At 69.0% G+C, this 20,974-nt stretch carries 17 protein-coding genes, 7 tRNA genes and 1 pseudogene; 19 read left to right on the forward strand and 6 right to left on the reverse strand.

Annotated elements, in window-relative coordinates:
* Nucleotides 1–12: 12 nt before the first annotated feature.
* Together BIU99_RS05385 and BIU99_RS05390 are read right to left on the reverse strand one after the other, a co-directional pair.
* Nucleotides 13–1,155 carry a glycosyltransferase gene (locus tag BIU99_RS05385; protein ID WP_071260112.1) on the reverse strand — a complete coding sequence of 381 codons (1,143 nt, stop codon included), beginning with the start codon at nt 1,153–1,155 and terminating at the stop codon, nt 13–15.
* Complete coding sequence (locus BIU99_RS05390; RefSeq protein ID WP_071260115.1) at nt 1,152–2,285, reverse strand: hypothetical protein; 1,134 nt, start codon at nt 2,283–2,285, stop codon at nt 1,152–1,154. The genes BIU99_RS05385 and BIU99_RS05390 overlap by 4 nt, the downstream gene beginning before the upstream one ends.
* Before the next feature lie 142 nt (nt 2,286–2,427).
* Here BIU99_RS05390 and BIU99_RS05395 point away from each other — a divergent pair, with 142 nt between their 5' ends.
* The gene (locus BIU99_RS05395) at nt 2,428–3,510 is read left to right on the forward strand and encodes a hypothetical protein (RefSeq protein WP_071260362.1); all 1,083 of its coding nucleotides are present in this window, start codon (nt 2,428–2,430) and stop codon (nt 3,508–3,510) included.
* A 62-nt stretch (nt 3,511–3,572) separates the two neighbouring features.
* The gene (locus BIU99_RS05400) at nt 3,573–5,999 is read left to right on the forward strand and encodes a phosphoketolase (protein WP_071260364.1); all 2,427 of its coding nucleotides are present in this window, start codon (nt 3,573–3,575) and stop codon (nt 5,997–5,999) included.
* On the opposite strand, the gene BIU99_RS05405 is transcribed toward BIU99_RS05400, so the two are convergent.
* Together BIU99_RS05405 and BIU99_RS05410 are read right to left on the reverse strand one after the other, a co-directional pair.
* Nucleotides 5,996–6,856: an ADP/ATP-dependent (S)-NAD(P)H-hydrate dehydratase gene (locus tag BIU99_RS05405; RefSeq protein WP_071260118.1), complete on the reverse strand. Its 861-nt coding sequence runs from the start codon at nt 6,854–6,856 to the stop codon at nt 5,996–5,998. The two genes, BIU99_RS05400 and BIU99_RS05405, sit on opposite strands and share 4 nt — an antisense overlap.
* Before the next feature lie 7 nt (nt 6,857–6,863).
* Nucleotides 6,864–7,604, reverse strand: coding sequence for a histidine phosphatase family protein (locus BIU99_RS05410; RefSeq protein WP_064293807.1), 741 nt, complete (start codon nt 7,602–7,604; stop codon nt 6,864–6,866).
* A gap of 165 nt (nt 7,605–7,769) precedes the next feature.
* Here BIU99_RS05410 and BIU99_RS05415 point away from each other — a divergent pair, with 165 nt between their 5' ends.
* Nucleotides 7,770–9,410: an MFS transporter gene (locus BIU99_RS05415; RefSeq protein WP_071260121.1), complete on the forward strand. Its 1,641-nt coding sequence runs from the start codon at nt 7,770–7,772 to the stop codon at nt 9,408–9,410.
* 45 nt (nt 9,411–9,455) lie between these two features.
* Here the strand turns inward: BIU99_RS05415 and BIU99_RS05420 are convergent.
* Nucleotides 9,456–9,528 (reverse strand) — tRNA-Val (locus tag BIU99_RS05420).
* A 168-nt stretch (nt 9,529–9,696) separates the two neighbouring features.
* Here BIU99_RS05420 and BIU99_RS05425 point away from each other — a divergent pair.
* From BIU99_RS05425 to BIU99_RS05455, 7 genes and pseudogenes are all read left to right on the forward strand, one after another.
* Nucleotides 9,697–9,768: transfer RNA gene (locus BIU99_RS05425), tRNA-Gly, on the forward strand.
* Nucleotides 9,769–9,828: 60 nt separating this feature from the next.
* Nucleotides 9,829–9,899: transfer RNA gene (locus BIU99_RS05430), tRNA-Cys, on the forward strand.
* 58 nt (nt 9,900–9,957) lie between these two features.
* Nucleotides 9,958–10,032, forward strand: a tRNA-Val gene (locus BIU99_RS05435).
* Nucleotides 10,033–10,496: 464 nt separating this feature from the next.
* Nucleotides 10,497–11,568, forward strand: a pseudogene (locus tag BIU99_RS20405) (DUF222 domain-containing protein).
* Between the two features lie 304 nt (nt 11,569–11,872).
* Nucleotides 11,873–11,944 (forward strand) — tRNA-Gly (locus tag BIU99_RS05445).
* Nucleotides 11,945–12,000: 56 nt separating this feature from the next.
* A tRNA-Cys gene (locus BIU99_RS05450) sits at nt 12,001–12,071 on the forward strand.
* Nucleotides 12,072–12,092: 21 nt separating this feature from the next.
* Nucleotides 12,093–12,164, forward strand: a tRNA-Val gene (locus BIU99_RS05455).
* 97 nt (nt 12,165–12,261) lie between these two features.
* Here the strand turns inward: BIU99_RS05455 and BIU99_RS05460 are convergent.
* On the reverse strand, nt 12,262–12,945 hold the full coding sequence (locus BIU99_RS05460) for a lysoplasmalogenase (protein WP_071260366.1): 684 nt from the start codon (nt 12,943–12,945) through the stop codon (nt 12,262–12,264).
* 193 nt (nt 12,946–13,138) lie between these two features.
* On the opposite strand from BIU99_RS05460, the gene thrS reads away from it, so the two are divergent.
* From thrS to yajC, 9 genes are all read left to right on the forward strand, one after another.
* Nucleotides 13,139–15,061 carry a threonine--tRNA ligase gene (thrS, locus tag BIU99_RS05465; protein WP_199862131.1) on the forward strand — a complete coding sequence of 641 codons (1,923 nt, stop codon included), beginning with the start codon at nt 13,139–13,141 and terminating at the stop codon, nt 15,059–15,061.
* Entirely contained in the window at nt 15,058–15,618 is a 561-nt protein-coding gene (locus BIU99_RS05470) for an HIT domain-containing protein (RefSeq protein ID WP_064293811.1), read from the forward strand. Before thrS ends, BIU99_RS05470 begins: the two co-directional genes overlap by 4 nt.
* A 98-nt stretch (nt 15,619–15,716) precedes the next feature.
* On the forward strand, nt 15,717–16,622 hold the full coding sequence (gene pdxS, locus BIU99_RS05475; protein WP_064293812.1) for a pyridoxal 5'-phosphate synthase lyase subunit PdxS: 906 nt from the start codon (nt 15,717–15,719) through the stop codon (nt 16,620–16,622).
* A gap of 30 nt (nt 16,623–16,652) precedes the next feature.
* The gene (gene pdxT / locus BIU99_RS05480; protein ID WP_064293813.1) at nt 16,653–17,249 is read left to right on the forward strand and encodes a pyridoxal 5'-phosphate synthase glutaminase subunit PdxT; all 597 of its coding nucleotides are present in this window, start codon (nt 16,653–16,655) and stop codon (nt 17,247–17,249) included.
* A gap of 99 nt (nt 17,250–17,348) precedes the next feature.
* Nucleotides 17,349–18,110: a YebC/PmpR family DNA-binding transcriptional regulator gene (locus tag BIU99_RS05485; protein WP_064293814.1), complete on the forward strand. Its 762-nt coding sequence runs from the start codon at nt 17,349–17,351 to the stop codon at nt 18,108–18,110.
* 96 nt (nt 18,111–18,206) lie between these two features.
* Entirely contained in the window at nt 18,207–18,839 is a 633-nt protein-coding gene (ruvC, locus tag BIU99_RS05490) for a crossover junction endodeoxyribonuclease RuvC (protein ID WP_071260124.1), read from the forward strand.
* Nucleotides 18,836–19,462, forward strand: a complete 627-nt coding sequence (gene ruvA / locus BIU99_RS05495) for a Holliday junction branch migration protein RuvA (RefSeq protein WP_071260126.1) — start codon at nt 18,836–18,838, stop codon at nt 19,460–19,462. Before ruvC ends, ruvA begins: the two co-directional genes overlap by 4 nt.
* A complete protein-coding gene (gene ruvB, locus BIU99_RS05500) occupies nt 19,459–20,490 on the forward strand; it encodes a Holliday junction branch migration DNA helicase RuvB (protein ID WP_071260128.1) in 1,032 nt (343 codons plus the stop codon). The genes ruvA and ruvB overlap by 4 nt, the downstream gene beginning before the upstream one ends.
* A 72-nt stretch (nt 20,491–20,562) precedes the next feature.
* On the forward strand, nt 20,563–20,946 hold the full coding sequence (gene yajC, locus BIU99_RS05505; RefSeq protein ID WP_064293818.1) for a preprotein translocase subunit YajC: 384 nt from the start codon (nt 20,563–20,565) through the stop codon (nt 20,944–20,946).
* The last annotated feature ends 28 nt before the right edge of the window (nt 20,947–20,974 follow it).

Below are 20,974 nucleotides of genomic sequence, written 5' to 3' on the forward strand. Positions count from 1 at the left end.
CGATGCGCGGCCTCACGAGCTGAACTCGTCCACGCGACCGGAACCGAGCACCGGCGAGTCGCCGAGGAGCGCCGCGAAGTGCTCCTCGAGCCGGCCCACCCTGGCGTCGAGCGAGAACCGGGCGAGGGCGGATGCCCGGATCGAGGCGCGGAACCCTCGGTTCAGCTCCGACTGCCGGATCAACCCGTCCACGCGGTCCGCCATGGCGGCCAGGTCTCCTGGCTCGACCACCTGCATCCCGACGCTGGCCTGGGCGATCTCGGGCACACCTCCGACGGCGAAACTAACCACCGGTGTCCCGGTCATCAGCGCCTCCGGCGCGACGAGACCGAACGGCTCGGCCCACGCCGGCGTCGAGACCGCTGCCGCGCTCCGTCCGACGAGCGTGGCGAGTCGCGCCGGATCGAGCGGCCCGACATGTCGGACGTCGCGTCCCAGCAGCGGCGACAGCACGCGCTCGGCGTACACCGGATCGCCCACGCGGCCGGCGATGACGAGGCGTCGCCCCAGTCGGCGGGCGACGTCGACCGCGAGATGTGGAGCCTTCTCCGCGACGACCCGCCCGAACCACACCAGGTCGTCACCGCCCCGGCCGGCCCGCCAGGCATCCGGATCGATGCCGTTCAGGAGCACCTCGGACTCGACGCCGGCCGTCGCCCAGGTGCGCTTCGTGAACTCGCTCACCGCCAGGAACCGGCTGCCGTCGGAACCGGCCCGGCTCGCGGCAGCGGCGACGGCCTCGTCGACCGGTGTGTGCAGGGTGGTGATCATGGGGACGCCCAGCTCGGGCGCCAGTTCCACCGGCAGCGCGTCCAGGCAGTGGTTGGAGACCACGTCGTATCGCCCTGGCCGAGCGGCGATCGCTTCGAGCGCACGGCGCAATGCCGGGACGGATCGGGTCATGTGGCCCGGGGGATACCGCTCGTCGTCGGGGGAGGACCAGCGCGGCCACCGTAGTTCCGGTAGTTCGAAGACGCTGCCGCGCTCGACGAAGTCGGACCCGCGGACGCCGATGAACGTCACCTCGTGGCCTCGTGCGCGGAGCGCGGTGACCTCCGACCACACGGCGGATTCGAGACCGCCGGCGTGTGGACGACGGATGGGGAAGCGTAGCGGGGCGATGACGACGACGCGCAGTCGTGGACCGGCCGTCACGAGGCGTGCTCGGCGATGACTCGGCGGTACAGCTCGGCGTGCGCTGCTGCACCGACGGCGTCGTCGACGACGCGACGGGCGCGGCGCTCGGCGACGGTCGCGCTCCGACCGGCGGAACCGGCTCGGGTCGCGCCATCCGCTTCGAGGAGCTCGCCGACGGCACGCTCGAGTGAGGCCCCGTCCCCGAGGTCGTACGCGGAGACCGTGTCGTCGGGATGCTGCTCGAGGTACGCTCCGATCCCGGACGGGACGGCGACGGACACGCCGAGATCCCAGCAGAGTTCGAGCCAGCCGGAATGCGTGCCGTGCCGGTAGGGGAGCAGGCAGACGTCCAGGCGGCTGAGCGCGATGGCGAGTCCGAGGTCGTCGAGACGCTCGTGCTCGATGAGGAGCGCCGCTTCCGATCTGCCGACAAGCCGTCGGACGGTGTCGCGGGCCTCCGGATCGCGGACCACGTGGTGCATCCGGATCTCTGCGACGACGTCCGCTCCACGGCGGCGCAGGCGTTCGACCGCGTCGATGAGGGTGGTGACGACACCGACCGCGTCCACATTGGGGCGCAGGTCCTTCAGATGCACGCCGACCCGAAACCCGGCCGACGGCAGCACGAGCGGGACGTCGACGTCGTCCGAGAGGAGTGACGGATGAGCGATGACCATCGCCTCGCGACCCCAGCGTTCCCGGATCCCCTCGGCGGCGCCGGGGGTCAGCGTGACCAGCGCGTCGGCGCCGCGGACGAGCTCATCGAGCTGCGCCCCGTACGCCCCCTGGTGCTCGAGCTGCGGGTGCTCGAGGTCGTGCACCGTGTAGACGACCGACCAGCCGACCTCGTGCGCGGCCTCGAGGCACGCGGTCACGTGTCCGGGTGGGAACGACTCCGTGCCGAAGTGGATGTGCAGGAGATCGGCATCGCCGGCGTGGTCGCGGATCCAGCTCGGATCGAGGGCCACGGGGGGCCACCAGACGCCCGATGGCGCTCCCTCGACCGGCGGATCGTCCAGGACGTCGATCTCGGGTGAGGCGGAGACCCGGCCGACGTAGGGGTGCGCGGCCGGGATCGAGACGACACGGATCGGGCGAGACGTCGGGTCGGCGACTCGAGCGGTGGGGTGCGTCGCGGTCGGCTGCATGGCGGGATCCCCTGTACGGATGCGGGCGCGAGACGCGCGGACGGGTCGGCGCGATGCGCGCGCCGTCCTCCGAACATAGGTCCGATGACGAGAGTGCCCGCGACCCTTGACGCAGGCCCCCCACTGCACCACCATGACGCAGGTGATCGCAGCCCCACCCCGTCTCCTCATGATCGGCCCACAGCACCACGGCGTCGTCCAGTACGCGATCGACGTCGCCGACGCCGTAATCACCACGGACCCTCGCGCGGAACGCTTGGACGCCCCGACCCCGTCCCACGCCGTGCACCTGCTCGACGGCGTGGGCCGAGCACACGTCCACGTCACCGACCGCCTGTTCGGTCGATCGCCCGAGGAGGCGGCGGAAGCCGTCGAGCGCCTCGCAGACGCCACCGAGTTGACGGTCACCCTCCACGACGTCCCGCAGACCTCGGACGGCAGGATGCTGGACCGCCGCATCGCCGCCTACGCACGGTTCATCGCAGCCGCCCACGCGACGGCCGTCAACAGCAGGCACGAGCAGGCGCTCGCCGAAGAGTTCCTCGGTGTCAGTGCCTCGGTCGTTCCATACGCCATCCCGCTCGGCTCCCGGATCGCATCCGCTCCGGCGACCGTGGACGATGCGTCGCAGCGCGGAGTGTCCCGTCCGCTCACTGTCCTCATCGCCGGGTTCATCTACCCGGGAAAGGGCCACGCAGCGGCGATCCAGGCGGCATCGAGAGCGGCGGAGGATCTCCGTGCCACCGGTCACCCGATCGCCGACGTCGTCGTCCGTGCCATCGGCGCCCCCTCGGCCGGCCATGAGGATGACGTGCTCGACCTCGAGGCGGAAGCACGCGCCGCCGAGGTCTCGTTCGAGGTCACCGGATACCTCGACGATGCGGCGTTCGCCGCGCAGATCTCGCTTCCTGGCATCCCGCTCGCCGCGCACGGCCATGTCTCCGCGTCGCGCTCGATGCTCGACTGGGTCGAGGCAGGCCGCCGGCCGCTCGTCGTCGACTCGCGCTACGCGGCGGAGATGGAGCAGTTGCGGCCGGAGACGATGGTCCGCTACGACCCGTCGACGCTGCACACCGAGTTGGCCGCGGCCTGGCTGGATCCCTCCCGGACGCGCCTGCCCGCCGGTCGTAGCCTCCGCCCGGCGCTGCCGGACACCGCGAGCGCGTACCTCGACTGGTGGGGCGCGACGGCCGGTACCGGTCGGCACCGCCCGCCGACGCTCTAGCACGCTCGCAGGAGCGACGCACCACCCTGGCCTCCGGTCGCTCGACCTGGGATCTTGGGACGATGACGCACAACGCACGGGACGGGTCGACGACGGACAGCTGGCGGCCTCGCGGCACGAGCGAGCCGGTGTCCGAGCGGAGCATCGAACAGGTCGACGCCTGGTGGCGCGCCGCGAACTACCTGTCCGTCGGGCAGATCTACCTGCTCGACAACCCGCTCCTCCGCCGCCCGCTCGAAGCCGCTCATGTGAAGCGCCGGCTCCTCGGCCACTGGGGGACCGCACCGGGGTTGAATCTGACCTATGCGCATCTCAACCGCGTGATCGCGGAGCGCCACCAATCGGCGATGTTCATCGCCGGGCCCGGGCATGGCGGGCCGGCGATCCTGGCGAGTGCCTACCTGGACGGCACCTACAGCGAGATCTACCCTGACGTCGCCGAGACCGAAGCAGGGTTGACCCGGTTCTTCCGTCAGTTCAGCTTCCCCGGCGGGGTACCGAGTCACGCGGCTCCCGAGACGCCAGGCAGCATCCATGAGGGTGGCGAGCTGGGGTACGTCCTGAGCCACGCGTACGGCGCAGCCTTCGACAACCCCGATCTCCTCGTCGCGGCGGTCGTCGGCGACGGTGAAGCGGAGACCGGACCGCTCGCGACCAGCTGGCATTCCAACAAGTTCATCGACCCGGTCCAGGATGGCGTCGTCCTGCCCATCCTGCACCTGAACGGCTACAAGATCGCGAACCCGACGGTCCTGGCTCGCATCCCACGCTCCGAACTCGAGAGTCTCCTGCGTGGATACGGACACGAACCGTTCTTCGTCGAGGGCGGGTTCGACGGCGAGGATCCGATGGAGGTACACCGCAGGTTCGCCGAGGTCCTCGACGTCGTGTTCGACCGCATCGCGGCCATCAAGTCCCGGGCCGCCACCGGAGACACCGGACGGCCGGTATGGCCCATGATCGTGCTGCGCACACCGAAGGGCTGGACCTGCCCCGAGGTGATCGACGGCGTCCGGGTCGAGGGGACGTTCCACGCGCATCAGGTTCCGCTCGCCGACGCTCGGGACACCGAGGAGCACACCCGGATCCTGGAGTCCTGGATGCGGAGCTACCGGCCTGAGGAGCTCTTCGACGAACATGGCGCGGTGGTTCCGCTCGTGCGGGGACTCGCTCCGCGCGGGGAGGCCCGGATGAGCGCGACCCCGCACGCCAACGGAGGTCTGCTGCGCACGGAACTCGACCTCCCCGCGATCGACGACGCCGCCGTCGTGGTGGACGCCCCGGGTGGTCGCGACGCCGGGGCGACGGGAGTCCTGGGGTCGTGGCTCACGGAGGTGATCCGGCGTAACCCGACCACCTTCCGGATCTTCGCGCCCGACGAACTCGCCAGTAACCGACTCCAGGCGGTCTTCGAGGTGACCGAACGGCAGTGGAACGCCGAGACCGTCCCGGACGACGAGCATCTCGCCCGCGCCGGCCGGGTCATGGAGATGCTCAGCGAGCACCAGTGTCAGGGCTGGTTGGAGGGCTACCTGCTCACCGGTCGGCACGGCCTGTTCACCTGCTACGAAGCCTTCATCCACATCGTCGACTCCATGTTCAACCAGCATGCGAAGTGGCTGAACGGTTCACGTGAGTTGCCGTGGCGGCGCCCGGTGGCGAGCCTCAACTACCTCCTCACGAGTCACGTCTGGCGTCAGGACCACAACGGCTTCAGCCACCAGGACCCCGGGTTCATCGACCACGTCGTGAACAAGAAGCCCGATGTCATCCGGGTGTATCTGCCGTTCGATGCGAACACCCTCCTGGCCGTCTCGGAGCACTGCCTGCAGAGCACGGACGAGATCAACGTCATCGTCGCGGGCAAGGACCGGGAACCCGTGTGGCTCGGCGTCGACGAGGCCCGCGCGCACTGCGCCCGCGGGCTCGGCATCCTGCCCTTCGCCGGTTCAGAGCGTGCGGGGGAGCGCCCGGACCTCGTCATGGCCTGTGCCGGGGATGTCCCCACGCTCGAGACGCTGGCCGCCGTGAGTATCCTGCGCGAACGCATCCCGGAGCTGTCGGTCCGAGTCGTGAACGTGGTCGACCTCATGCGACTCATGGGTGAGGATCAGCATCCGCACGGCCTCTCCGACGCCGAGTACGACAGCGTGTTCACGACGGACCGTCCGGTCGTCTTCGCCTACCACGGGTACCCGTGGCTCATCCATCGGCTGACGTACAAGCGCCACGGGCACGATCAGCTGCATGTCCGCGGGTACCTCGAGAACGGGACCACCACGACACCGTTCGACATGGTGATGCTCAACGAGATCGACCGGTTCTCGCTCGTGTGCGACGCGATCGACCGGACGCCGGGGCTCGGCGAGCGGTTCGCGGGTCTCCGTCAGGAGATGCAGGACGCCCGGCTCCGGGCCCGAGCGCACACCAGGGAGTTCGGCGAGGACGCACCCGAGATCACCGGCTGGCGCTGGCCCGCTGTCGGTTAGGACCGCCCCGTGACGGGTCGCCCGAGCTCTCGGAGGAGCGTCGGGAACTCGTCCGCGAACTCGCGGGCGAGGGCTCCGAGAGGGCCGATCCGGTCTGCGAGCCGATCGCCGGAGGCGGCGTGCAGCACGGTACCCCAGCAGCTCGCCGCGAGCGGGGAGAGTCCGCGTGCCGCGAGCCCGGCGATCGCTCCGGCCAGGACGTCACCGCTACCCGCCGTCCCGAGGGCCGGACTCCCGCCGGGCGCGATGAAGTCCCGCTCACCGTCGGAGACCCTGCCCTGACAGGTGACGACGGCGCCGTACCGTCGCGCCAGTTCGAGCGCCGCCGTGTCCGGGTCGGCCTCGTCCACGTCGAGGAGGATCGCGGCCTCGGCCACGTTCGGGGTGAACACGAGGCGACCTTCCAGCCCCTTCGAGAAGTCGGGAGCGTGTGACAGGGCACCGAGCGCGAAGGCGTCGAGCACCACGACGGTGTCGGCGCCCAGGAGCGGGCGCAGGCTGTGGAGGAGTGCCACGGCTTCGTCCGCGTCGTCGAGGCCAGGACCGAGCAGCAGACAGTCGACGTCCAGGACGTCCTCGAGGCGGCCGACCTCGTCACCCCGGACGGCTCCGGCGCTGGTTTCGGCCAACCCGATGACGCCTGCCTCAGGGAAGGCGATCGCGAGTGGGGACGATGCTGACGCACCGACCGCGAGCGTGATCCGACCCGCGCCGACCCTGAGGACGGCCAGGCCCGCCAAGGCGACCGCCCCTGGCGTCATCCGCGCGCCACCGACGACGAGCGTCGACCCACGATCGTCCTTCGACGATCCGGGGTTGGGGAGCGGCCAGTCGGCGAGGACCTCAGGCGTGAGCATAGTGGGGTCAGCTCTGGACATCGGTCGCCCCCGAGTGCTCGGTGACCGCCACCTGCGCCTGCTGGAGGTGTGCGGTCGCATTCGCCGCGCGTGCTCTCCAGGCCCGTCCGTCGTGGACGAGGTGGGTGAAGGAGGCGTTCGGTGTCGGACGGAGTGCGGCCTCCTCCAGGACGCGACGCTCATCCCACCCCTCGCAGATGTAGCGGAAGAGCGAGATGACGGCGTCGTGACAGACCACCAGGGCCCGCGTGCGGTCGGCGTGCCGGTCCAGGTCGCCGATGAACGAGCGGAGGCGGAGGGCCACATCCGTCCACGCCTCACCTCCAGGCGGTCGGTAGTAGAACTTGCCGAGGGACCGTCGTCGAGCGGCCTCCTCCGGGAACTCCGCATCGACGCCGACCGAGGTGAAGGTGTCGAGAATCCCGAGTTCGCGATCGCGCAGCCGTTCGTCGACGACCGGCCGAAGCTCATCGGCGTCGAACGCGGCGGTCCGGAGCGCGACGACGGCCGTCTCGTGCGCTCGCCGATAGGGCGAGCTGAACACGATGTCAGGGCGGTCGGCGGGAGCGAGGGTGGCGAGTCGAGCGCCTACCGCGGCTGCCTGCTCGACACCGAGGGCCGAGAGGGGTACGTCGGCGTCACGATCGGGGACGGCGATGCGGTGGGATCCGGCACGATCGGCTTCCAACGCGGCGAGGTTCCCGGCGCTTTCACCGTGGCGGACGAGGATCAGTTCCGTGATGGCCATGCGTCCACGGTAGCCAGCACGATTCGGTGCACGGGGAGCTTGACGATCCGGCGATGATCCTCCATAGGGCGTCGCCGCCAGCCGGCCCTCGACGGTGATGACACCGCTCGATGATTGCGACAAACCGACGATGCCCGGGCCGCGACGGCGTCCTGTCGTTCGACCATGTCTTCACCCTCGGCAATCCCATCGTCGCAACCGTCGGCATGGGCGCCGATCGCCATCACCGCTTTCAGGGTGCTCTGGTTCGCCCAGCTGGGGAGCAACATCGGCACCTGGATGCAGACCGTGGGAGCCCAGTGGGTCCTGGTCGAGGCCGCCGCCGGCGCAGCGGTCATCGCCCTCGTGCAGACCGCGAGCCTCGCGCCCGCCATCCTGGTCGCCCTGCCAGCAGGCGTCCTCGCGGACTCACTCGACCGGCGACGGCTGCTCATCTGGGGATCGGCGGCGAGTGCGGTCCTCGCAGCCGCGCTCACCGTGGTGGCGGCGGTCGGCGCGCTGACGCCGTGGACGATCCTGGCCTTCACCTTCCTGCTCGGCATCACCTCCACGCTGACCTCACCCGCATGGCAGGCGATCCAGCCGGAGCTCGTGCCCCGCAACCTGATCGCGGCGTCATCGGCGCTCGGCGGTGTCACCGTGAACGGAGCCCGTGCGGTCGGTCCGGCCCTGGCCGGTGTCGTCCTATCGGCCTTCGGTGCTCCCGTCGTGTTCGGTGTCAACGCGCTGAGCTTCGTCATGGCCGTGATCGCCCTCGTCTGGTGGAAGCGACCCTCGCAGACAGGTCTCGACGACCGCGAGCCGTTCGGGGCAGCGTTGCGAGCGGGGGTCCGGTACGTCGTGTCCGCGCACCTCGTCCGCCGGATCCTGCTGCGTTCCGCACTCTTCGCGCTGCCTGCCAGTGCCCTCTGGGCGCTGCTGCCCCTCACGGCGAAGCGCCTCCACCTCGACTCGAGCGGATACGGTCTCCTGCTCGGTGCTCTCGGTGTCGGTGCCGTGCTGGGCATCTTCGCCCTGCCGCTCGCTCGCCGTCGGTTCTCCGACAACACCGTGATCGCCGGGAGTGCGGTGCTCTTCGCCGCCGGATCGCTCGCAGCGGCGTTCCTGCCCTTCGCACCGGCACTGCTGCTGCTCGTGTTCGCGGGGCTGGCCTGGATCGGCACCCTCACGGTGCTGAACGCCGCGCTGCAGCTCACCCTGCCGCAGTGGGTGCGGTCCCGTGGCGCCTCGATCTACATCCTCGTCTTCATGGGCGCGATGGCCATCGGCTCGATCGGCTGGGGCGTGGCAGCGCAGGGACTCGGCACGCCGCTCGCCTACAGCGCTTCGGCCGTCCTGCTCCTGCTGGTGGCAGCCAGTGTTCGGGTGCTGCCCCTGCTCCCCGGAACCGGAACCGTCGACCGCAGCATCTCGATGTCTTGGCCGACACCCACGTTGGTGTTCGAACCACAGCCGACCGACGGGCCGGTCCTCGTACAGATCTCCTACACGGTCCATCCGGACTCGCTCGCCGCGTTCCAGACAGCGATGGGTCGTGTCGAGTCCTCTCGCCGCCGGACCGGCGCCTCGAGATGGGCCCTGTACCGGAGTGGCGAGGAGTCCGACGTGCAGTTGGAGACCTTTATGGTGCCGTCGTGGGGCGAGTTCCGACGACAGGAGACGCAGCGTCTGACCGGCCGCGACCGCGACATCCGCGCTGCAGCGCTGGCGCACGCCGACGGTGCACCCGTCGAACGACACTTCTTCCCGAGCGATGCACGCCGGACCGAGTCTGCCAGGGCGGAACGTCCTGATCTCGCGGAGTGAGTCGCCGCCGTGGAGGTGGAACACCTCGGGGGATGGTGAATGATGTGGGCGATACCGGACTCGAACCGATGACCTCTTCCGTGTGAAGGAAGCGCGCTACCAACTGCGCCAATCGCCCGCAGGTCGTCCGCACCGGAGAGGTGCCGAACAGCCGCGAGTCACGATACTAGCCGATGGCGGGGGACGAACGCACATCCGCAACGCTGTCGACCCAGTACGCGCGCCGGTTTGAACATCGGTCCCGGTTTCGGCTAGAGTCGTTCGAGCACGCAGTGATGCGGGCAATGCGGATGTGGCGCAGTGGTAGCGCATCACCTTGCCAAGGTGAGGGTCGCGAGTTCGAATCTCGTCATCCGCTCGAGTGTCAGTAGTGTTGTTCCGGCAGGAACCCTACTCGGCAGTGTGTTCGGTCACACATGGTGGCGTGGCCGAGAGGCTAGGCAGCGGCCTGCAAAGCCGTCCACACGGGTTCGAATCCCGTCGCCACCTCACCTCAGCAACACAGTTCCACCAGCAACATCCCGGCGTCGTGTCTCACACGCCACCCGGGCGATTGGCGCAGCGGTAGCGCGCTTCCCTGACACGGAAGAGGTCACTGGTTCGATCCCAGTATCGCCCACCACAGAAAGCCCCCGGACCCCGGGGGCTTTCGTCGTTCGCGTGCACCTTGCACGCCCCGCGCCAAGCAGCCCGGTGACGCCGTATCTCCGCCTGTCGAAACGCCCGCGAGCACCCCTCGGGTCCCTGAGCCTGTCGAAGGCACCCGGAGACTCTCGCGAGTCCGGCGCCGTTCCTCCTGTCCCTGAGCCTGTCGAAGGCCACACGGAGCACTCCGCAAATCCGGCGCCCTTCTCCCGGTCCCTGAGCTTGTCGAAGGGCACACGAGCCACCTCACGAATCCGGCGCCCGTCCTCCCGGTCCCTGAGCCTGTCGAAGGGCACACGAGGACCCTTCCGCAACCGACCCTCACTCGGCATCTGGAATGTCAGTGATGCTGACGCTTTGGCCGACGCTACGGTCCCGGCGATCTTCCCGCCGGCCGAGCGCCAGGCCTTGTCCCGCCGTTCGACGTGTGCGGCCCTCGCGATGGCGACCCCGATCCCGGAGCGGACGATCCAGCGTGCGACGAACGACGCCGAGCGTCTCGTGAACGACGCACCGGCGGTGCTGGCGTCACTTGAGGCCGGGCGCATCTCGGCGAGGCACGCGCAGGTGATCACCGACCAACACCGCGACGTCCCTGCCGCCGGGCGGGCGGTGTTCCTCGAGCAGGTGCTCGTCATCGCCGAGCGCACGACGGCCGCCGGCCTCCGCACGAGTGCCCGGGTCTTGCGCGAGCGGCTCCATCCCGAGTCCATCACCGCCCGCGCGGTCCGCTCCGAGGCCGACCGTCGCGTCGAGATCGAACCCGCCGCCGACGGTATGGCTTGGGTGCACCTCTTCACCACGGCGCCGATCGCGCAGGGCATCGCCGAGCGACTCGCAGCAGCCGCCGCCGAAAGCCGCGCCGCAGGGCGACACCCGCACCTGCGCACAATTCCAGACCAATGCCCTCGCGGCCCTCGCGCTCACCGGCGTGACCCCCGACGATGTCATGTCGAGCCCGGTCCTCCCGCACCCGATCGAGGTCCAGGAACACATCAGGCCCATGGTCCACATCACGGTCCCAGCGCTCAGCATGGCTGGCATCTCCGACGCCCCGGCCATCCTGGACGGCTACGGCCCCATCGACCCCGAGACCGCAGCACGGATCGCGGTGAACGCGCCCAGGTTCACCCGGATCTTGGTCCAGCCGGAAACCGGTGCGGTCCTCTCCGTCGGCCGGCATCAGTACCGCGTCCCGGTCGACCTCCAACGGGCAGTGCGGTTGCGGGACGGCACCTGTCGGGCACCGGGCTGCGGGAGACGGGCCCGGGCGTGCGATCTCGATCATTCCGTCGCCTGGGAGGACGGAGGCACCACAGATGTCGACAGCCTGCCTGTGTCGACATCACCACCGCATGAAGCACCTCCCCGGATGGAACCTCGACCATCAGCCGGGCGGGGTCCTCGAGTGGACGACACCCGACGGCAAGCAGTATCGGACCGAGCCAGATCCCGCACCATTCTGACCCCGCCGACGAAGGCTCCTTCGTGGGCACTTCGACAGGCTCAGTGACCGGGAGAGGTGTGCCCGACCCGTCTCGGTCGCTGAGCCTGTCGAAGGGTTGCTTGTGGGCACTTCGGCAAGCTCAGTGACCAGGAACAAGCTCAGTGACCGGGGGAGGGCCGCCGGGCCGCTCCGGTCCCTGAGCCCGTCGAAGGGTGGTTCGACCCTGGACGCCGACGCGCCGGGCGACATCGATTTTCAGCCCGATTTTCCGCGGAACATCAAGGGTTGCGCCGACTCGCCCGCACCGAGGTGTCAACGAGCGCCGTCAACATCGGCTAGAGTTTCCAAGCACCCGGAAACGGGATGCAATGCGGATGTGGCGCAGTGGTAGCGCATCACCTTGCCAAGGTGAGGGTCGCGAGTTCGAATCTCGTCATCCGCTCGAGTGTCAGTGAGAACGTGCAAGCGTTCCGCTCGACAGTGTGTTTCATCACACGTGGTGGCGTGGCCGAGAGGCTAGTCAGCGGCCTGCAAAGCCGTCCACACGGGTTCGAATCCCGTCGCCACCTCGCTGGCAACACCACTCACCTGGGCGATTGGCGCAGCGGTAGCGCGCTTCCCTGACACGGAAGAGGTCACTGGTTCGATCCCAGTATCGCCCACAGGAATACGAAGGGCCCGAGCGAACAGCTCGGGCCCTTCGTCGTTGCACAGACCACCTCTTGCGCAGACCACCCGCCGCGCGCCCTTGACGTCCGCTCAGACGGCGAGGACCGCCCGCTCCCGGCGACGCAGGACCTCCGCGACGCCCCACACGATGATGCCTTGGCCCGCGGCGTACGTCGCCATGATGATCTCGTCCGCCGCCCAGATCGTCACTGCAGGCACGAAGCGGTCGAGCCCGATCAACGAGTCGGAGACCAGGAACAGCGCACCGCCCACGGCGATCGTCGGCGTCGTCATCGTCGATGACGTCGCCATGGCCCCGATCACGACGGCATACAGGACGACCGCCGGATACAGCGCCCCCATGTCCTGCTGACTGAGGAGCGCGATGCCGGCGACGAGCCACACCAGGTACACGAGCGCCCAGACCGGCGGGCGCTGCCTGGTGCGCAGATGCCGCACGAAGAGCAGGACATAGCCGGCCTGAGCGAGCATGAAGAACAGGATCCCCACGCCGAACGCGAATTCGCCCGGAACCATGAGGGCGACGTCACCCAGCCAGCTGCAGAGGATCGCGACGAGCGCCGTGACCGCAGCGGGAGACAGCCGTCGGACCGACCACACGAGCGCCAGCGCGAGGACCAGCATGATGAACGGCTTGGTGAGCAGCGACAACCATTCCTGACCGGCGGCGAGGGCGACGATGTGCACAAGCGCGACCGCGGGCAGCGCGGCGAACAGCGCCGTCGCAGCCCCGCTCCTCTGCCCAGCCGTCATCAGCGCCACCCCCGTCACGTCGTAGGCCTTCACTCTAGCGATGCGACCGAACACGAACCATGCCCGCCGACCGACGGCAGCGTCTCCCCGTCGTGGACGACGATAGGCTTGCACGGCCAAGGTTTCACCTGAGAAAGAGAGATCATCCGTGAGTGACGGGTTCGCACTGTTCACCGACCGATCCGTGGTCGCCATGCGCGTCAACGGCGAACTGAAGGACCTCGCCGCCACGGTGACGGAGACGGACACCGTCGAGCCGGTGCACCTCGACTCGCCCGACGGCCTCAACATCCTCCGGCACTCCGCAGCCCACGTGCTCGCGCAGGCCGTGCAACAGGTCGACCCGCACGCGAACCTCGGCATCGGCCCGCCGGTCACCGACGGCTTCTACTACGACTTCGACGTCGCCGCACCGTTCACGCCTGAGGCGCTCAAGGTGCTGCAGAAGACGATGGACCGCATCATCCGCCAGGGCCAGCGCTTCGTGCGACGAGTCGTCACCGAAGACGAGGCTCGTGCGGAACTCGCGGGGGAGCCCTACAAGCTCGAGCTGATCGGCCTCAAGGGTGGATCCGCAGCCGACGACGAGAACGTCGAGGTGGGCGGCGCGGAGCTGACCATCTACGACAACGTCGACCCGAAGACGGGGGAGACGGTCTGGAAGGACCTCTGCCGCGGTCCACACCTGCCGAACACGCGCATGATCGGCAACGGCTGGGCCTTGACGCGTCTCGCCGCGGCGTACTGGCGCGGGAGCGAGAAGAACCCGCAGCTGCAGCGGATCTACGGCACCGCTTGGGCGACCAAGGACGAGCTGCGCGCCTACCAGACGCGGATCGAGGAGGCGGCCAAGCGCGACCACCGCAAGCTCGGCGCCGAGCTCGACCTCTTCAGCTTCCCCGAGGAGATCGGCTCGGGTCTCGCGGTGTTCCACCCCAAGGGCGGCATCATCCGCAACGAGATCGAGAACTACATGCGCGAGCGCCTGCTCGCTTCCGGCTACGAGCTGGTGAACACCCCGCACATCACGAAGGGGCATCTGTTCGAGGTCAGCCAGCACCTGGCCTGGTACAAGGACGGCATGTTCCCGGCGATGCACCTCGACCAGGAGGTCGACGCCGACGGCCACGTCACCCGTCAGGGCCAGGACTACTACCTGAAGCCCATGAACTGCCCGATGCACAACCTGATCTACCGGGCTCGTGGGCGCAGCTACCGCGAACTGCCGCTCCGACTCGCCGAGTTCGGCACGGTCTACCGGTACGAGAAGAGCGGCACCCTCTCCGGGCTCACGCGTGTCCGTGGCCTCACGCAGGACGACGCCCACATCTACGTGACCGACGACCAGGTCAAGGACGAGGTCGGCCGCCAGCTGCAGTTCGTCCTGGAGACCCTCCGTGGCTACGGTCTCGACGACTTCTACCTGGAGCTCTCGACGAAGGACCCCGACAAGTACGTCGGCACCGACGAGGTCTGGGACGAAGCGACCGAGACCCTCCGCCAGGTGGCGGTCGAGTCCGGTCTCGAACTCGTCCTCGACCCCGCCGGCGCAGCCTTCTACGGTCCGAAGATCTCGGTCCAGGCGCGCGACGCGATCGGCCGGACGTGGCAGCTGTCCACCGTGCAGCTCGACTTCAACCTCCCCGAGTTGTTCGAGCTGGAGTACACGGCTGCTGACGGCACGCGCAAGCGTCCGGCGATGATCCACCGCGCACTCCTCGGCTCGATCGAGCGCTTCTTCGCGATCCTGCTCGAGCACTACGCGGGTGCCTTCCCGGTGTGGCTCGCCCCCGTGCAGGTCGTCGGTATCCCCGTCTCCGAGCAGTACGAGGAGTTCCTCGGCGGAGTCGTCGCCGAGCTGCGCTCGTCCGGGGTCCGTGCGGAACTCGACGCCTCCGACGATCGGATGCAGAAGAAGATCCGGAACCACACCAAGGCGAAGACCCCGCTGCAGCTGATCGTCGGCGAGGAGGACCAGGCCAACGGCGCGGTGAGCTTCCGATTCCGCGACGGCACCCAGGAGAACGGTGTCCCGGTCGCCGACGCCGTGCGCCGAATCCGCGCCGCCATCGCCGCGAAACTGCAGGTGAACACCGCAGCGGATCTGCCGGCATGACCCCGGGCACCGAGCCGGAGTCGTTCGAATCGATCGACACCTCCCACCTGGTGGGCGTCCCGGACGCGTTCCAGCGTCTCTGGACGCCCCACCGGATGGTCTACATCAAGCAGGGCCAACCATCCGACGACGGTTGTCCGTTCTGCATCGCGCCGACGCTCGACGACGAGTCAGCGCTCATCGTGCATCGGGGCGAGCACGCCTTCGTGCTGCTGAACCTCTTCCCGTACAACTCCGGGCATCTGCTCGTCTGCCCGTACCGCCACGTCGCGATGTACGACGACGCGACGACGGAGGAGGTCGCCGAGATCGGCGCTCTGACGCAGACGGCGATGCGGGTCGTCCGGTCCGTCTCGAGGAATGACGGTTTCAACCTCGGCATGAACCAGGGTGCCGTGGCCGGTGCCGGGATCGCGGCGCACCTGCACCAGCACGTCGTCCCGCGCTGGGCGACGGACGCCAACTTCTTCCCGATCATCGCCCAGACCAAGGCGCTCCCGCAGCTGCTCGGCGACGTCCGGCAGTCGATCGCGGACGCCTGGCCCACCTCGGCCTGATCCGTCGTGGGCCGGTCCAGGTGGACCGGCCCAGCCAAGTCCAATTTCCGGCCTGTGGACGGAGCACCGTCAGGCCACCCGGCGGTACGCTCGCCGTCATGACCGAGAGCAGCACGACCACTGGACAGCACGGCTCGAACCGCGTGAAGCGCGGACTCGCGGAGATGCTGAAGGGCGGCGTCATCATGGACGTCGTCACCGCCGAGCAGGCCCGTATCGCGGAGGACGCCGGAGCCGTCGCCGTGATGGCCCTCGAGCGCGTCCCGGCGGACATCCGGTCCCAGGGCGGCGTGGCTCGGATGAGCGATCCCGACCTCATCGAATCGATCATCGCCGAGGTGTCCATCCCCGTCATGGCGAAGGCTCGCATCGGCCACTTCGTCGAAGCACAGGTCCTCCAGGCGCTCGACGTCGACTACATCGACGAGTCCGAGGTCCTGAGCCCGGCCGACTACGTGAACCACATCGACAAGTGGGGCTTCGACGTCCCGTTCGTGTGCGGCGCCACCAACCTCGGAGAAGCATTGCGGCGCATCAACGAGGGTGCCGCCATGATCCGCTCGAAGGGCGAGGCCGGCACCGGCGACGTGTCCGAGGCGACGAAGCACATCCGCAAGATCCGCTCCGAGATCGCGCACCTGTCGTCGATGTCGAAGGACGAGCTGTACGTCGCGGCGAAGGACCTCCAGGCCCCATACGACCTCGTCGTCGAGATCGCCGAGACCGGCAAGCTCCCGGTCGTGTTGTTCACCGCCGGGGGTGTGGCGACGCCGGCCGACGCCGCGATGATGATGCAGCTGGGCGCCGACGGCGTGTTCGTCGGATCCGGCATCTTCAAGTCCGGCAATCCGGCTCAGCGGGCGGCGGCCGTCGTCAAGGCGACGACCTTCTTCGACGACCCTCAGGTCATCGCCGAGGTGTCCCGCGGTCTCGGTGAGGCGATGGTCGGCATCAACGTCGCCGACCTCGCCGCACCGCACCGCCTCGCCGAGCGTGGCTGGTAGCCCCGCGTCCGCCCTGAACCAGGTGACGTCGTGACCGGGGCGGCACGCGTCGGCGTCCTCGCCCTGCAAGGGGACTTCCGCGAGCATGCGGCCGTCCTCACCGGCCTCGGGGCGGACGTCAGCCTCATCAGGCGTCCCTCGGAACTGACCGGCATCGACGGACTCGTCCTGCCCGGCGGCGAGTCGAGCGTGATGGACAAGCTCGCTCGCTCCTTCGACCTCGCCGGACCGTTGCGCGAAGCGATCACCGCCGGGTTGCCCGTGTACGGCACCTGCGCCGGGCTCATCCTCCTGGCCGACCGGATCCTCGACGGGATCGCCGGCCAACAGAGTCTCGGCGGGCTCGACGTCTCGGTCCGGCGCAACGCCTTCGGGTCGCAGCTCGACTCCTTCGAGACGGACCTGTCGATCCCGGTCCTCGGCGACCCGCCCGTGCACGCCGTGTTCATCCGCGCGCCGGTGGTCGAAGCCGCCGGTCCGTCGGTGGCACCCCTCGCCTCGCTGCCCGACGGTCGGATGGTCGCCGTCGAGCAGGGGAACCTCCTCGGCACGTCCTTCCATCCCGAGGTCACGGGCGACACCCGTTTCCACGCCTACTTCCTCGACAAGGTCGAGCGATCCCGCTGAGGCGTTGGCGCCCGATCCCGTGGCCCGTCGCGGCGTGATCGCGAGTTCCGGGTCGCTGGCCTAGACTGGTCAGGTTCTTTTCACGCAGTTAGGGAGCACATGTCCGGACACTCCAAGTGGGCGACGACCAAGCACAAGAAGGCGGTCATCGACGGCCGTCGCGCGAAGTCGTTCGCCAAGCTCATCAAGAACATCGAGGTCGCGGCCAAGATGGGCGGCGCAGACCTCGCGGGCAACCCGACGCTGCAGGACGCCATCCAGAAGGCGAAGAAGACCTCGGTCCCGAACGACAACATCGACCGCGCCGTCAAGCGCGGTGCCGGCCTCACCGGTGAGGTCGTCGACTACACCACGATCATGTACGAGGGCTACGGTCCGAACGGCGTCGCCCTGCTCGTCGAGTGCCTCACCGACAACAAGAACCGTGCAGCAGCCGATGTCCGGACGCTGATGTCCCGCAACGGCGGCACGATGGCCGATCCGGGCTCCGTCGCCTACAACTTCCAGCGCAAGGGCCTCATCGTCGTCCAGGCCGAGGGGACCACGGAGGACGACGTCCTCGGCGCCGTCCTCGATGCGGGCGCAGAAGAGGTGAACACCGAGGGTGAGACCTTCGAGGTCGTCACCGAGCCGAGCGACATGGTCGCGACCCGGACCGCCCTGCAAGAGGCCGGTATCGATTACGACTCCGCCGACGTCGCCTTCGTCCCGAACCTCAAGGTCGAGATCGACGCCGACACGGCGCGCAAGATCTTCAAGCTGATCGACGCGCTCGAGGACAACGACGACGTCCAGAACATCTACAGCAACTTCGACCTCACACCCGAGGTGCAGGCCGAGCTGGAGGCCGACGACGAGTAGTCCGGCACCCGTGCCGTGCGAAGCCCGTTCGAACGGATGTACGACACTCCGCCCTCGCGGAGCGTCCGGCGCATCGCCCGCGCTTAGGGTCGGAACATGACTCTGCGCGTCCTCGGCATCGACCCCGGCCTGACCCGATGCGGGGTGGGGGTCGTCGACGTCCTGCCGGGACGGCAGGCCACGATGGTCGAGTACGGCGTCATCCGGACGGACGCGCACGCCCCACTCGAGCAGCGACTCCTCATGATCGCGCAGGGTATCGCCAAGGCGATCGAGCGAACTTCGCCGACCGCGATGGCCGTCGAGCGGGTGTTCGCGCAACACAACGTCCGGACGGTCATGGGCACCGCCCAGGCGAGTGGGCTCGCACTGCACGCTGCGGCCGCGAACGGGATCCCCGTCGGCCTGCACACCCCGAGTGAGGTCAAGGCCGCGGTGACCGGATACGGCCGGGCGGACAAGCTCCAGGTGCAGACCATGGTCGCCCGGATCCTCGGTCTCGACGAACTCCCGAAGCCCGCTGACGCCGCCGATGCGCTCGCACTTGCGATCTGCCACGCCTGGCGACCCGTCGTGTCGACGGCAGCGACACCCGTCGGCGCTCCGCCGCAGGGGAGTGGAGCACTCACTCCGGCCCAGCGTGCGTGGGCGGCGGCGGAGCGCGGCGGCGCTCCGCGCGAGGCGGCCGTCCGGGCCCGGGCAGCGCGGAGCCCTAGGCTGGAAGCATGATCTCCTCCCTCCGCGGCACCGTCCTGAGCGCGGTCGGCAACCTCGTCGTGATCGAGGTGGGCGGCGTCGGATTCGCCGTCCAGGTCACGCCGGCCCATGCACTCTCACTCCGGGTCGGCACCGAAGCGCTCCTCTCGACGACACTGACCGTGCGGGAGGACTCGCTCTCCCTGTTCGGGTTCCGATCCGCTGAGGAGCTGTCCGTGTTCGAGCTCCTGGTGAGCGTCACCGGGGTCGGGCCGAAGTCGGCGCTCGGGGTCCTGGAGGCGCTGACGCCGGAGCAGATCGCCGCAGCCATCTCCGCGGACGACGACGCCCCGTTCCGCAAGGTCTCCGGGATCGGGCCGAAGACGGCGAAGCTCATCACCGTGTCGCTCGCCGGCAAGCTCCGCGTCACCAGGACGACGCCTGAAGCTCCGGCGACCACCGTGAACGCCGCCGCGATCGCCGATCAGGTCGTCACGGCGCTCATCGGGCTCGGTTGGCCGGAGAAGACGGCGACGCAGGCGGTCGTGGAGGCCTCCGCCTCCGCGAGTGCGGACGACCTCTCGACCGTGCCGTCGCTCATCCGCCTGGCCCTCGGCAGACTCGGCCCGGCGCACGCCGGAGGCCGTACCTCGTGACGGACGCTCCAGAAGACCTCACCAATCCAGCCGCCGAGTCCGACGCGGAACTGGCGTTCGAGGGGGCGCTCCGTCCCCGGTCGCTCTCCGAGTTCGTCGGTCAGTCCAAGGCGCGAGGTCAGTTGCAACTCCTGATCACGGCCGCCGGGATGCAGAACCGCACCCCCGACCACATCCTGCTGGCCGGCCCTCCTGGACTCGGCAAGACGACCCTCGCGATGATCGTCGCGCACGAGACGGGGAAACCTCTCCGACTCACGAGCGGTCCGGCCATCCAGCACGCCGGCGACCTCGCCGCAGTCCTGTCGTCGCTGACCCCGGGCGAGGTCCTCTTCATCGACGAGATCCACCGCATGGCCCGCCCCGCGGAGGAGATGTTGTACCTCGCCATGGAGGACTTCCGCATCGACATCATGGTGGGCAAGGGTGCCGGCGCGACGAGCATCCCGCTCGAGCTGGCACCGTTCACCCTGGTCGGAGCGACCACCCGCTCCGGCCTGCTGCCGAACCCGCTCCGCGACCGCTTCGGTTTCACCGCGCACCTCGAGTTCTACGACGAGCCGGAACTGCAGCAGGTGTTGCACCGCACGGCCGACATGCTGGGGCTCGACATCGACGGTCGGGCCGTCGCCGAGATCGCCGGACGCTGTCGGGGTACGCCGCGCATCGCCAACCGACTCCTCCGCCGAGTGCGGGACTACGCACTCGTGCACGGTGGCCGCGCCGATCTGGAGACCGTGCGTGCCGCCCTCGAGCTCTACGACGTCGACGCCCTGGGTCTCGACCGACTCGACCGATCGGTCATGGAAGGCATGCTCGACCGCTTCGCCGGAGGTCCGGTCGGGCTCAGCACGCTCGCGGTCTCGGTCGGCGAGGAAGCGGAGACGATCGAGTCCGTCGTCGAGCCGTTCCTCGTCAGGATCGGCCTCATCACGCGCACGCCACGAGGCCGCGTGGCGACCCCGGCCGCGTGGCGGCACTTCGGCAGAACACCTTCTCAGCATGGCTCGACCCTCGATGGCCTATAATTTCCCTTTGGCGGTGCGTTCCCAACGTCTCCCGCCCTCAATCTCCTCTGGAAGGTTCCCATCGTGGATGCAATGACCCTCGTCCTGTTCGGCCTCGCCGGCGTCATGATCGTGTTCATGATGGTGAGCAACAACAAGCGGAAGAAGCAGGCCGCGGAGACGGAGCAGAAGCTCGTCCCCGGCGCGGAGGTGCTCACCGGCTTCGGCGTCTACGGCACCCTCATCTCGATGGACCGCGACTCCCGCAAGGCCGATGTCGAGATCGCCCCCGGCGTCATCGTCACCATCGACCCCCGCTACGCGGGTGCGGTCGTCGCCCCGACGGTCGCCGAGACCGCGGAAGAGGCTCCGGTCGTCGAGTCGATCCCCGACGACGCCTCATCGCTCGACCTCTCCAAGCCCGAATTCGGCCAGCGCGTCGAGGACACCTCGAAGCCGCAGAAGAGCGACGACTAGTCCCAACCCCTTCCCGGGCGGTGGCCGT

Origin of the sequence: Plantibacter sp. MMLR14_011 (assembly GCF_001865025.1) — a bacterium.
Classification (GTDB): domain Bacteria; phylum Actinomycetota; class Actinomycetes; order Actinomycetales; family Microbacteriaceae; genus Plantibacter; species Plantibacter flavus_A.